Below are 13,024 nucleotides of genomic sequence, written 5' to 3' on the forward strand. Positions count from 1 at the left end.
TACTTCTGGTTCCCGAAGATGACCGGTCGCCTGCTCGACGAGCGGCTGGGCAAGCTGCACTTCTGGCTGACGTTCATCGGCTTTCACACCACGTTCCTGGTGCAGCACTGGCTCGGTGACGAGGGCATGCCACGCCGCTACGCCGACTACCTGCCCACCGACGGCTTCACCACGCTGAACATCGTGTCCACGATCGGCGCCTTCATCCTCGGCGTTTCCACCATTCCGTTCGCGTGGAACGTGTTCAAGAGCTGGCGCTACGGCGAACCGGTTCTGGTCGACGACCCGTGGGGCTACGGCAACTCACTGGAATGGGCCACCAGCTGCCCGCCGCCGCGACACAACTTCACCGAGCTGCCCCGCATCCGCTCCGAGCGTCCGGCGTTCGAACTGCACTACCCGCACATGGTGGACCGGATGCGCGCCGAAGCCCACATCGGCCGCGCACACGGCCCCGGCCACGGCGACGTGACCCGACAAGACGACCAGAACGTGCGTACGTAGCGGGTCAATACACGTCGCGCACATAGCGTTTCGACGCGACGAGTTCGCGCTTGTAGTCGTGCGCGTCCTCGTCCGACATTGAGCCGTGCCGGCGGATGATGGACGTCAGCGCCGCATCGACATCCTTGGCCATCCGGCTGGCGTCTCCGCACACGTAGAAGTGCGCGCCGTCGTCCAGCCAGCGCCAGACGTCGGCGCCGTAGTCGAGCATCTTGTGTTGTACGTAGACCCGGTCGGCTTGATCGCGGGAGAACGCCAGATCCAGTCGGTTGAGGAAGCCGTCGCGGACCATGTCCTCCAAATCGTCGCGGTAGTAGTAGTTTTCGCTGCGGTGCCGGTCACCGAAGAACAGCCAATTGCGGCCGCTGTGCCCGAGCGCGCGGCGCTCCTGCAGGAAGCCGCGGAACGGCGCCACACCGGTACCGGGACCGACCATGATCATCGGGGTCTCGCCGTCTTCCGGTGGGCGGAAGTGCGGTGAGCGCTGCAGGAACACCGGCGCCGCCGCCGCCCGGTCGGCAAGGAACGTCGAGCACACGCCGCCGCGCCGGCCGCCGTCAATCCCGCGGTATCGCACCACCGACACCGTCACCTGCACCTCGTTCGGGCTGATCAGCGGGCTCGACGAGATCGAGTAGCAGCGCGGCGTCAGCCGCACCAGCACCTCCTGCCACTCCTCGGGTGCGGCGCGGACGGCGAACTCCTGTACAACGTCGAGCCCGTTGCGGTTCACCAGCCACTTCGCGAGTTTGTCGCGGTTGATCTTCGGCGCGCCGACGAACCGCAGCAGGTCGGGCGTCACCCGGCAGATGTCGTACGACATGATCAGTGCATCGCGCAGGCTCTGCTCGTTGCCGTCGACTTCCACCGACACGTCGCCGTTCAACCCGGTGGCCGCCAGCCACGCGTCGACCGTCGCGGGATCGTTGGTCGCATACACCCCCAACGAATCGCCGACGGCATAGCTGACGTCGTATTCAGAGACGTCGAACCCGAACTGGCGCACCTCTTTTCGCGATGTCGGCGCCGTCAGCACCACATTGCGGCTCAGCGGTGCCAGTAACGGTTTGGCGCGGGTGAACGGCTCCGCCACTTTGCCGCGCTTGACGATCGACGGTGCGGCCATGGTGCCTGTCAGCAGCGCGGCGACCTGGTCGGCCCACTTGTCCATCGGCGCATCGTCGTAGGCCTCACATTCGATGCGCTCCAGCATCCGCGTGGCGCCCAACGCCGCGAGCCTGCCGTCGATGGCCTTGGCGTGCCCGCAGAAGTCGGTGTACGACCGGTCCCCGATGCCCAGCACCGCGTACCGAACACCGTCCAGCGCAGGCGCGTCTGCGGAGTGCAGGCGGTCCCAGAATTGCGCACCGTTGTCCGGCGGTCCGCCGTCCCCGAAGGTGCTGGTGATCACCAGCACGTCCTTGGCGGTGGCCAATTCGGCCAACGGCATATCGTCCATGTTGACCAGTTGGGAATCACCGAGCCGACCGGCAAGCCGGGCGGCGAAGTCCTCGGCGTTGCCGGTCTGCGACGCCCACAACACCAGCGGGCCAGCCTTGACGGGGCGCGCCTCTGCAGGTGCCGGGGTGCGGGAATAGCGGCCCGCCAGCAAGCCGTCGATCCACAATCGGACGTCTCTGGCCACCGGGGCGGAGGCGGGCAGCACGGGCACGCCGCTGAAGCCTTCCCCGAGCCCGCTGAAGAACGCTGCCAGATATATCTTTTCGTCGCCCGTCAAGGTCGGCTTGGAGACGTCGAGACCCAATGGGTTCGCCTGCTTCACCGGCTGCAGGCTGACCGCGCAGACCTTGAACTCCGGCTGTAGCGAGTCGGCATCGACCGCGTCGTTGGTCAGCGCGTTGATGGTCAGGTGGTCGCCGTGCTCATCGTTCCAGTGAAACGGCACGAAGCAGTTCCCCTGCCGCACCCGGTCACTGACCACCGCAGGCAGTACCGCCCTGCCGCGGCGCGTTGTGAGTTCGACGGGCTGGCCCGTGACGATGTCGAGGCCGGCGGCGTCGACGGGGTGAATTTCGACGAACGGCCCGCTGTCGAGTTTGTTGAGTTTGTCGACCCTGCCGGTCTTGGTCATGGTGTGCCACTGGTGTTGCAGGCGACCGGTGTTGAGAACGAAAGGGAAGTCAGGAAAAGCTGGGTCGGGCAGTTCGCGGGCGTCCATGTGCGGTCGGGCGTGGAACACCGCCCGCCCGGACGGTGTCGGGAACGTCAGCACACCGCTGCTGACGTACCGGATCGGGTTGCGCGCATCGCCGTCCGGCGGGCACGGCCACTGCACGGGTGTCTGTCGCAGCCGCGCATAGGTGGCTCCGCGCAGGTCGTAGCCGGTCTGCGGATTGGCGAATCGGCGGATCTCGTCGAAGATCTCCTCGCTGGACCGGTAGGCGAAGTGCTCACCGAATCCCAGGTGCGCGGCGACACCGCAGATCAACTGCCAGTCGGGCCGCGCCCGGCCGGGGGCCGGGATCGACTGCTGCAGCAGCGTGACATTGCGCTCTGAGTTGACCATCACGGCGTCGGATTCGGCCCACAGCGTGGCGGGCAACACGATGTCCGCGTAGTGGTTGGTGGCGGTGCTGCGGTACGCGTCCTGGGTGACGACCAAGTCCGCCTTCTGCAGACCGGCGATCACCGTATCCCGATTGGCAACGCTGGCAACGGGATTGGTGCAGATGATCCAGCACGCCTTGACGGTGCCGTCGGCGAGTTGCCTGAACATGTCGATGGTGCCCGGGCCGACGTCGGCGCGGATCGTCCCGGAGGGCAGCTCCCATTGGGTCTCGACGAAGGCTCGGTCGTCGGCCGAAAGCACCGACCGCTGCCCCGGCAAACCCGGTCCCATATAACCCATTTCGCGCCCGCCCATGGCGTTGGGCTGACCCGTCAACGACATCGGCCCGCTGCCCGGTCGACAGATCGCGCCGGTCGCCAGGTGCAGATTGCAGATCGCGTTCGTGTTCCAGGTGCCGTGTGTGCTCTGGTTGAGCCCCATCGTCCAGCAGCTCATCCACTCCCCCGCCTCAGCGATCATTCGCGCGGCGGTGCGGATGTCGGATTCGGCGAGGCCGGTGATCGCGGCGACGCGGTGCGGCGGGTAGTCGGCGAGAAACGTGGGCATCTCGTCCCAGCCGGTGGTGTGCGCCGCGATGAAGTCCGCGTCGATGTCGCCGTTTTCGACCAGCAGGTGCAGTAGCCCGTTGAGCAGCGCCAGATCGGTGCCCGCCTTGATCGGCAGGTACAGGTCGGCGTGTTCGGCGGTTGTGGTGCGACGCGGGTCGACGACGATCAGCTTCGCCCCTGCCTTGAGCCGGTCGACCATCCGGAGATACAGCACCGGGTGGCAGTCCGCCATATTCGACCCGATCGCGAAAAACAAGTTGGTGCAGTCGAAGTCGTCATACGAGCCGGGCGGCCCGTCGGCGCCCAACGACTGCTTGTAGCCGGTGCCCGCGCTGGCCATGCACAGCCGCGAGTTCGATTCGATGTGCACGGTGCGAATGAAACCCTTGGCGAGTTTGGTGGCCAGGTACTGCGCTTCGATCGACATCTGCCCGGAGACGTAGAGCGCAACCGCATCCGGGCCGTGCTCGTCGATGATCTCGCGCAACCGTCTGCCCGCCTCGGCGACGGCGTCGTCGACCGGAGTCGGGACGGGTTCGTCGTCGCGGGTCGGGCGCAGCAGCGCGGACTCCAGTCGGTCGCCGTCGGCCGCCATCATCTCGGCGTGGGTGGCCCCTTTGGTGCACAGTCGGCCCAGGTTGGCCGGGTGCAGCTTGTCGCCGGCGACCCTGGCGATGACGGGCCTGGCGTCCTTTTCGACGGTATGCACCTCGATGCCACAGCCGACGCCGCAATACGAGCACGCCGTCCTTGTCACCGCCATGATGCCATGGTGGGTCAGCTATGTTTCGCGTTGCTTTGCGGCGACGTTATCGCGGTGAAAACTGATCCTCACCCGGTCACAATCGCTGCGGTGAGCGGCGTTTGCCCAGGTCAGCGGTTGAGCGCAGGAAGCCGTGACGAATGTCGATCCCGTACCACCCATGCCCACCGCTTCACATCCAGCGACCAAGGGTGCTCTGCAGAGGCGCCGAAGACATCGGCCGTCCAGTTCTGCGCTGCGAACACACCCTCGGCCACTCCGCGTTCAGGTGCCACCAGTACCGGCTTGCCCGACGCTATGGCCATCCCCGCCTCGACGTGCATCCACGGTGACGTCCACACCGTACTGACCGCAGCCGCCTCCGGGGTACCCCTTCGCCACAGTCCGTCGCGGATATCCATCTGCCGAAAGCCCAACACGACGACGCCGTCGACGTCGGCCATCAGTTTCGCCAATTGCCCCCACGGGTCGATTGTGTAGTGCTCGCGCCCGAGCGCATCGACGAGGAAGCCCTGGGCGCCAAGACTGTTACGCCACTGCTCGAAGAGCGCCTGTTGGATTTCGTTGCGCACCGACGGCGCGCAGATCAGCGTGACCGGGCTCATCGCGCGGCACTTGGTTCTGTGACGACACTCTGCGGCGCGGCCACCCCGTCGTCGTCGAGCAGCCGCGACACTGCGGCCGGAATGTTCAGCGCCCCCTTGAACTTCGCCCCGCCGATCTGCGCGCCGGTGAAAACCGCGCGGGATAGTTCCGCCTCGCGAAAATCCGCCTTCTGGCAATCCGCGTCAGTGAAAACCGCACGCTCGAGATTGGCGCCGTAGAAGACCGTCTCGACGGCCTTCACCTTCTTGAAAGATGTTCGTACACAGATGGCTTTGAACAAGTCAGCATGTGACATGTCCAAGCTTGAGTCGTCCCCGGCCTTCTGACCGAGGTACGCATTGCTCAGATCGCAATTCTGCAGATCGGAGTTTCGTAGGTTGACGGCGTATCTCAAACCGTCGGCGAGGACCTTCTGAAGCCGTTGCGGCTGGGGCTCACGCAGCATGCCGGCAATGACCTCGACGGCCTCTTTGCGGTACGGAGCGGCCCCTCTGACGCCTTGCTCGCTTGTCCGATCGAAGAATCGGCGAAGCAGCACGGCGGCCGCCATCCGTTTCACCTCGTTGTCGGTGGAGAGGGCGTCGACGGTGGACGCGAATGAATTGCCGACACTGGCGATGCGGTCACGTTTCGACTTGTAGTTGAAGTAGCTGAGGACCGACGCGACCGCGGTCAGGATCGCGACCAAAGCGGCAACCCATGCAGGCGCATTCACGACATGAGAGTTTATTCAGCGAGCCTTCGCGATTCTGGCGTTTGCCGCAATGCGTTGACGCAGGTCACACGAAATAGAACGTGAGCCCGACCACGGCGTAGATGGCAAGAAGCTGTAACCCCTCGTACCAGGTCGACTCTCCACGCTGGGTGACCTCGTTGGCGATGATGACCGCCAGGAAGATGGCTCCGATCTCAAAGCCGTTGAACACCAGAGCCATTGGGAACGGGCCGATGAAGAACGACGCGAGCACCAGCACCGGCGCGACGAACAACGCGATCTGCGCCGCCGATCCCACCGCGATGTTTATCGAGATGTCCATCTTGTCGCGGACCGCGAAGTAGACCGCGACCCAGTGTTCGGCCGCGTTGCCGACGATCGCCACCACGATGACGCCGACAAAGAACGGCGACAGCCCGATCGCGTCCGACGCGTCGGTGATGGAATGCACCAGGATTTCCGACATCCAGCCGACCGCCGCGCCCGCGATGGCCAGCATCAGCACGCTTCTGCGCACCGACCACGGTTCGCCGTCGTGGTCGTCGTCGCCGTGCGGGTTGAACAGGTGTGAGTGCGTTTTCAGCGAGAACACCAGCCCAGCGGCGTACGACAACAGCAGCACGATCGCGACGCCGACCGACAGCGCCTGCAGGTCGCTGGGAAACGCCACCGCCTTCGCCGTCGGGTTGGGCAGTCCACCGCCCGCAACCAGTTCGAAGATCGCGGGCATCACCAACGCGACCGTGGCGAGCAGCAGCATCAACGACTGCGCGGTGGCGGCACGCAGTTCGAAGTGTTGTCGCTCCCGTTTCAGCCCGCCCGCCAGCATCGACATGCCCAGGACCAGCAGGATGTTGCCCAGGATCGAGCCGACGAGCGAGGCCTTGACCACCTCCTGCAGCCCGGCGCCAAGGGCGAACAGCGCGATGATCAACTCGGGCGCGTTGCCGAACGTGACGTTGAGCAGGCCGCCGATCCCCGGACCCGACCGCGCGGCCAGTTCCTCGGTGGCACGGCCCATCAACGCCGCGGTCGGAATCACGCCCAGCGCGGAGGCGAAGAACACCAGCACGGCGTCGGCATGCGTGAACTCCAGCACGATCGCGACCGGGATCAGGGGCACAAGCAGATAGGGCCAGCCTTCGCCGGACAGCACGTACGGCTTGCCCGCCATGAACTCTGCTTACAGCTCGTCGGGTTTGACCGCCAGCACCGGCTTCGGGCACTCCAGGAGCAGCTGCTGCGAAATGCTGCCCAGCAGTAGCTTGCCGACCGGGCTGCGGTGCCGGATGCCGATCACCAGCAGTTCGGCCTCGGGGCGGTCCATCGCCTTGAGCAGTTCTTCGGCGGGATCGACCCCGACCGGCTGGTGCAGCTCGTACTCGACACCACAGTCGGCCAAGCGCTCTTCGATGTTGTGGATTTCGCCGGATGGCGCGAAGTGGGCGTCGACGTAGGCGTTACCTGCGGTGGAATTGATCACGTGCAGCGCCGTCCCCCGCACCTTGGCTTCGGCGATGCCGTGTTCGAGCGCCGCGCGGCCGAACGCGTCGGCGCTGTATCCGATGACGATCATGCCTGCGCCGCCTTCTCCTTCTGGTCCGCGTCGTCTTCCACAACGAGCAGTGTTTCCTCGCTGCGGTGCATCAAACGCAGCACCAACGGGGTCAGCAGCAGGATCGCCATCAGCACGTACACGGCGATCGCGACCGGCTCGGTGAACAGGCTGCCCCAATCGCCGCCGCCGAGTTGCAGGGCCTGCCGCAGTTGGCGCTCGATCCGCGGACCGAGGATGACGCCGATGATCAGCGGCAGCACCGGCAGGCCGAAGCGTCGCATCATCAGCCCGAGCAGGCCGAACACCAACAGCAGCGCCAGGTCGAGCGGCTGGACGTTCACCGCGAGCGCGCCGAGCGTCGCGAAGAACAGAATGCCGGCGTACAGGTACGGCCGCGGGGTGCGCAGCAGCCTGGCCCACAACGGCGCCAGCGGCAGGTTCAGCACCAGCAGCAGGAGGTTGCCGATGAACAGGCTGGCGATCAGGGTCCAGATCAGCAGCGGCTCTTTCTGGAAAAGAGTTGGGCCGGGCTGAATTCCGTACGACACGAACGCGGTGAGCATGACGGCCGCGGTCGCGTTGGTGGGCAGGCCGAGCGACAGCATGGGCACCAATGTGCCTGCGGCGGAGGCGTTGTTGGCCGCCTCCGGCCCTGCGACACCTTCGATCGCGCCCTTGCCGAACTCATCCTTGTGATTCGACAGCCGCTTCTCGGTGATGTACGACAAGAACGTCGGCAGCTCGGCTCCACCGGCCGGCAGCGCGCCGAACGGGAATCCGAACGCGGTGCCGCGCAGCCACGGCTTCCACGACCGCTTGAAGTCTTCACGGCCCATCCACGGCCTGCCGACCGGGATGACCTCGGCAGGTCGGCGGCGCAGATGCGCGGCGACCCACAGCGCTTCTCCGACGGCGAAGATGGCGACCGCGATCACGACGATGTCGATGCCGTCGGACAACTGCGGAAGTCCGAACGTCGCCCGCGGCTGACCGGTGAGGAAATCGATGCCGACGACGCCGATACCAAGGCCGAGGAAAAGCGAGATCGCGCCGCGCAATTTCGACGCACCCAGCACGGCCGTCACGGCGACGAGCGCGAACAGCATGATGGCCAAGTACGAAGGGGCGCCAAGGGTCACGGCGAATCTGGAGATCGGCGGCGCGAACGCGGCGAGCAGCGCGGTGCCGATCGCGCCCGCGACGAACGACCCGATCGCGGCGGTCGCGAGGGCCTGCGCAGCCCGGCCTGCTTTGGCCATTTTGTTGCCCTCGATCGCGGTGATCACCGACGACGATTCACCGGGCGTGTTCAACAGGATCGACGTGGTCGACCCGCCGTACATGCCGCCGTAGAAGATGCCGGCGAACATGATGAAGGCCGCGCTCGGGCTGACGTTGTAGGTGACCGGCAGCAGCAGCGCGACCGTCATGGCCGGGCCGATGCCGGGTAGCACGCCGACGGCGGTGCCCAGCAGCACGCCGATGACCGCGTAGAGCAGATTGGTGGGCGTCGCGGCCTGCTCGAAGCCCTGCAGGAGCCAGTTCAGATTGTCCATCTACAGAATCCCGTCCAGAATGCCTGCGGGCAGCGGGATTCCGAGCCCGGAGTAGAACGCGTAGAAGTTGGCGACGGAGAGCACCGCGCCGATGACGATGTTCCGCACATAGTGGTGATTGCCCAGGATGGTGGACGCGCCGGCGAACAACACGGTGCCGGTGATCGCCCAGCCCAGCGGGTTGACGAGCACGATGACTGCCACGAAAAGCCCGACGAGCAGTCCGACCGTGCGCCAGTCGCCGGGGGTGGTGGGGTCGACGTCCTCGCCTGCGTCCGCCTCGCCCACCGAGCCGCGCGGAATGGCGACGGCCAGAACGATTGCCAGCAGAATCAGAATGCTGCCGATACCGATCGGGAACAGCCTTGGCCCGACGGGGTCCACCTTGGCGAAGCCGGCCTCGAGGCTCAGTGCGTCGTAGATCAGGAACGCGCCGACAGCGGCCATCACCACGCAAACGATGTACTGCGCTTTGTCGATTGTTTTCGCGGGCAGGTCGGTCATATCAGCCCCAATTCGGTGAGCGTCGACGAGACACGGTTGTCCTGGTCCTTCAGGAACTGTTCAAACTGTGCACCGGTCACGAACGCATCGGTCCAACCGTTCTTCACCAGCGCCTCCTTCCACTGGGGTGTGCTGTGCAGGTCTTCGAGAACCTTGACCATCGCTTGTTTGGCGCCGTCGGAGATGCCCGGCGGCGCAAGGACTCCGCGCCAGTTGGCGAAAGTGAGGTTGATGCCCGACTCCTTGAGAGTGGGCGCATCGACACCCTCGACCCTCTTGTCACTCGACACTGCGAGCACACGCAGTTGGCCTGCCTCGATCTGGTCGATGAGTTCGCCGGGGCTCGACGTGCCGACGGTGACCTTCTTGCCGAGCAGGGCGGTCAACAGGTCGCCGCCGCCGTCGTAAGTGATGAAGTTGACCGACTTCGGTTGCACCCCAACGGCTTTGGCCAGCTCCATCGGGAACAGGTGGTCGGGTCCGCCGGGTGAGGACCCGCCGCCGATGGTCACCTTCGACGGGTCCGCCTTCCACGCCGCTACGAAATCCTGCACCGTCTTGAACGGCGAATCGGCGGGTACGAAGATCGCGCCCGGGTCTTCGATCAGCTTGGCCAGCGCGGTGGCATCGGATGCCCTCGCCTTGGATCCGTTGGTGTAGGTGGCGCCGACGACCCCGAGCCCCATGGTCATCATGAGGTCGTCGTTGCCCTTTTCGTTCATCAGCCGCGCCATCGCGACGGTGCCGCCTGCGCCGATGACGTTGAAGACCTCGACGCGGCCGGTGATGTCGTCGTCCTCCATGATCTTCACGGCGGTGCGCGCAGTGAGGTCGTACCCGCCGCCGGGGCTGTTCGGCACCATCATCCGAAGCCGGTGTAAGCCCGGTGCCTCGCTGCCTTTGGTGACGCCGCAGGCCGACAGCACGAGTGCGGCGATCAACGCGACGATCAGGCCGGTCATCATTTGATGCCGTCGCAACATTGGTTGTCCCCAATCACTTCGGTTGTGATGCTCAGCAATACTGGACCTCACAGTGACCCACGTCACCGATGAGTACGCAAAGGAAGTATTGGTCGTTGTGAACAATGAGATCCCCGGTCCGTAGCATCCGCAGCCTGGCGGGCCAGTTCCTGGTGTTCCAGTTGCTGGTCGTCGCCATCGTGCTGGTCGCGGTGGCGGCGGTGTCGGTGGCGCAATCGACGCGCGAGTTCCGCGACGTGCGCGGTCAGCGGATGATCGCCGTCGCCGAGAACATGGCGTCGACGCCCGTCGTGCGTGACCGCTACGCCGACCCGTTCGCGGGCAAGGTGCTTGCGCCGGAGGTGGACCGCGCGGTCGCGCTTTCCGGTGCGGATCTGGCGGAGATCCTCGACCCGGACGGAACCGTGCGCGCGTCGTCTGATCCCTCGCGCATCGGCCAGCGGATGAACCTGGGACCGAGTCGCGCCGACGAAGGCCGGGCGTGGTTCGGGGACGACACCATCGACGGGGTGCACAGCCTGGTCGGCCAGGTGCCCATCCTGTCCACCAACGGCGACGTGTTGGCGGTCGCTTCGGTGAGCGAACCGTATCCGTCCATTTGGCAATTGCTGAGCGGGGCGGGCGAGCGGTTGTTGATCTACCTCGGACTCGGCGCGGCCCTGGGCATGCTGGCGTCGTGGCTGCTGTCGCGGCGGATCAAGCGGCACACGCGTGGACTCGAGATCGCGGAGATCGCCGGACTCGCCGACCATCGGGAAGCGTTGCTGCACAGCATCCGTGAGGGTGTGGTCGCGGTGAACAACGAGGGTGACATCACCCTGCTCAACGACAGCGCCCAGGAGTTGCTGGGGCTGTCGTCGGCGGCCGTTGGGATGCGCGCCGACAGCGTCGGCCTCGAGCCCGCGATCGTTCAGTTCCTGTTGTCCGGCGAGGACGGTCGAGACGTCGTGATCGCGACCCGGACAAGGGTTTTGGCGCTGAACCGGCGTGCGGCGACCAGCCAGGGCCAGCAGATCGGAACCGTGACGACCATGCGCGACAGCACCGAACTCGCCGCGCTGCAGGGCCAGTTGTCGTCACACAAGAGCGTGACCGACACGCTGCGGGCACAGACGCACGAGTTCGCCAACCAATTGCACACCATCTCGGGTTTGGTGCAGTTGGGTGAGTACGACTCGGTGCGTGATCTGGTCGGCACGTTGACGCGGCGCCGCGCGGAGATCAGTGATGCGGTTACCCAGCGGATCGCCGACCCTGCCGTCGCCGCGTTGGTGATCGCGAAGACATCGCTGGCCGCCGAGAGTGGTGTGTCGCTGGAGATTGCGCCCGATTCGCATCTCGCGGCGCTGGATCCGGCGCTCGCGACGGACGTGATCACGTTGTTGGGCAACCTGATCGACAACGCGGTCGATGTTTCCGTCGGGGCGAGTCCGGCCAAAGTCACCGTCGCCATCCAAGACCGCGACGCGCTGACCATCTCGGTGGCGGATTCCGGAACCGGTGTGCCGGAACATCTTCGCGAGGAGATCTTCGCCAGAGGGGTGACCTCCAAGCCCGACGTCCCTGGCGGCCGGGGTATCGGGTTGGCGTTGGTGCGCCTGGTCAGCGCGCAGCACGGCGGGACGGTGGAGGTCAGCGACGGACCCGCCGGTGGCGCGTTGTTCGTGGTGCGGTTGCCGGTCGGGACGGCGGCGGTGCAGGCGGGAAGGGCGGCGCATGCGTGACGTACTGGTGGTCGACGACGATTTCATGGTCGCCGAGATCCATCGCCGGTTCGTCGAACAGGTTGGCGGCTTCCGCGCGGTGGGTGTGGCCCGTACCGGCGCAGAGGCGCTGTCCGCGGCGCGCGAGTTGCGCCCGCAGTTGATCCTGCTGGACGTGTACCTGCCCGATATGACGGGCCTGGAAGTGTTGCAGCGGTTGCGATCCGAGGGTGATCGGGTGGGCGTCATCATGATCACCGCCGCCCGCGAACTGGACACCGTCAAGGGTGCACTGGACGGCGGCGCGGCGGACTTCTTGATCAAACCGTTCGAATTTCCGCAATTGAAGGCCAAATTGGAGGCGTTCGCCGCCCGCGCGGATGCGCTTGAGTCCGCGGGCGGCGTCGACCAGTCGTTGATCGACACCCTGTTCGGCGGTCCGCCCGCCGCATCGCCGCAGGAGGTGCTGCCCAAGGGGCTCGGTGCAGAGACGGGTCGGCTGGTGCTGGACGCGGTCCGCGACGCCGGCGAGGTGTCTGCCGCCGAATGTGCTGAGCTGGTGGGGATTTCGCGAGTCAGCGCGCGCCGGTACCTCGAGCATTATCTCAGTACCGGCGCGCTGGAGTTGCGGCTGCAATACGGCGTCGGCCGACCCGAACGACGCTATCGTTCGGCGCGCTAGATATTCGCCTGGAACCAGACGAATTGGAGGAGATTCTCCCCCGGATGAACGATGTTGGCGGCGACGACCTCCTGGATGGCGCGGATCGGCGGGTCTTGTGCGCCGGTGGCGTGCCAGGTCCACACGACATCGCCGTTGATGAGGATGTTCAACGTCATGTCATCGGAGGTGTCGACCTTGAACATGAAGTTGAGAACACAGCGTGATCCCCTGTCGATGTTGCCGGGAACGCTGAACTTGATCGGGTTGGTGCTGCCATCGTCGACCTTCCAGGCATCCCGAATGATCACGTAATCGGCGACTCTCGCCATT

At 65.7% G+C, this 13,024-nt stretch carries 12 protein-coding genes; 3 read left to right on the forward strand and 9 right to left on the reverse strand.

Translation table 11 applies throughout. The features are described from left to right. Nucleotides 1-504 (forward strand): cbb3-type cytochrome c oxidase subunit I (locus tag A5724_RS08095; protein ID WP_197518588.1); only part of this gene is annotated, 504 nt, incomplete at its 5' end. A 4-nt stretch (nt 505-508) separates the two neighbouring features. On the opposite strand, the gene A5724_RS08100 is transcribed toward A5724_RS08095, so the two are convergent. From A5724_RS08100 to A5724_RS08135, 8 genes are all read right to left on the reverse strand, one after another. Continuing rightward, on the reverse strand, nt 509-4,405 hold the full coding sequence (locus A5724_RS08100) for a bifunctional nitrate reductase/sulfite reductase flavoprotein subunit alpha (protein WP_197518589.1): 3,897 nt from the start codon (nt 4,403-4,405) through the stop codon (nt 509-511). 110 nt (nt 4,406-4,515) lie between these two features. Then, complete coding sequence (locus A5724_RS08105; protein WP_067799009.1) at nt 4,516-5,010, reverse strand: hypothetical protein; 495 nt, start codon at nt 5,008-5,010, stop codon at nt 4,516-4,518. Next, nucleotides 5,007-5,726, reverse strand: coding sequence for a pentapeptide repeat-containing protein (locus tag A5724_RS08110; protein ID WP_156752186.1), 720 nt, complete (start codon nt 5,724-5,726; stop codon nt 5,007-5,009). The genes A5724_RS08105 and A5724_RS08110 overlap by 4 nt, the downstream gene beginning before the upstream one ends. Before the next feature lie 64 nt (nt 5,727-5,790). Then, the gene (gene cax / locus A5724_RS08115; RefSeq protein ID WP_067799015.1) at nt 5,791-6,900 is read right to left on the reverse strand and encodes a calcium/proton exchanger; all 1,110 of its coding nucleotides are present in this window, start codon (nt 6,898-6,900) and stop codon (nt 5,791-5,793) included. A 9-nt stretch (nt 6,901-6,909) separates the two neighbouring features. Next, nucleotides 6,910-7,302, reverse strand: coding sequence for a universal stress protein (locus tag A5724_RS08120; protein ID WP_067799018.1), 393 nt, complete (start codon nt 7,300-7,302; stop codon nt 6,910-6,912). Beyond that, nucleotides 7,299-8,840 (reverse strand): tripartite tricarboxylate transporter permease, encoded by a 1,542-nt coding sequence (locus A5724_RS08125; protein WP_067799021.1) that lies wholly within the window; start codon nt 8,838-8,840, stop codon nt 7,299-7,301. The genes A5724_RS08120 and A5724_RS08125 overlap by 4 nt, the downstream gene beginning before the upstream one ends. After that, nucleotides 8,841-9,344, reverse strand: coding sequence for a tripartite tricarboxylate transporter TctB family protein (locus A5724_RS08130; protein ID WP_067799024.1), 504 nt, complete (start codon nt 9,342-9,344; stop codon nt 8,841-8,843). After that, a complete protein-coding gene (locus tag A5724_RS08135) occupies nt 9,341-10,306 on the reverse strand; it encodes a tripartite tricarboxylate transporter substrate binding protein (RefSeq protein ID WP_156752187.1) in 966 nt (321 codons plus the stop codon). Before A5724_RS08135 ends, A5724_RS08130 begins: the two co-directional genes overlap by 4 nt. Nucleotides 10,307-10,431: 125 nt before the next feature. On the opposite strand from A5724_RS08135, the gene A5724_RS08140 reads away from it, so the two are divergent. Further along, nucleotides 10,432-12,051 (forward strand): sensor histidine kinase, encoded by a 1,620-nt coding sequence (locus tag A5724_RS08140; RefSeq protein ID WP_067799030.1) that lies wholly within the window; start codon nt 10,432-10,434, stop codon nt 12,049-12,051. After that, entirely contained in the window at nt 12,044-12,712 is a 669-nt protein-coding gene (locus tag A5724_RS08145; RefSeq protein WP_067799033.1) for a response regulator, read from the forward strand. The genes A5724_RS08140 and A5724_RS08145 overlap by 8 nt, the downstream gene beginning before the upstream one ends. On the opposite strand, the gene A5724_RS08150 is transcribed toward A5724_RS08145, so the two are convergent. Next, nucleotides 12,709-13,023, reverse strand: coding sequence for a hypothetical protein (locus A5724_RS08150; RefSeq protein WP_067799036.1), 315 nt, complete (start codon nt 13,021-13,023; stop codon nt 12,709-12,711). The two genes, A5724_RS08145 and A5724_RS08150, sit on opposite strands and share 4 nt — an antisense overlap. Between the last annotated feature and the right edge of the window lies 1 nt (nt 13,024).

Origin of the sequence: Mycobacterium sp. ACS1612, assembly GCF_001667505.1 — a bacterium.
Taxonomy (GTDB): Bacteria; Actinomycetota; Actinomycetes; order Mycobacteriales; family Mycobacteriaceae; genus Mycobacterium.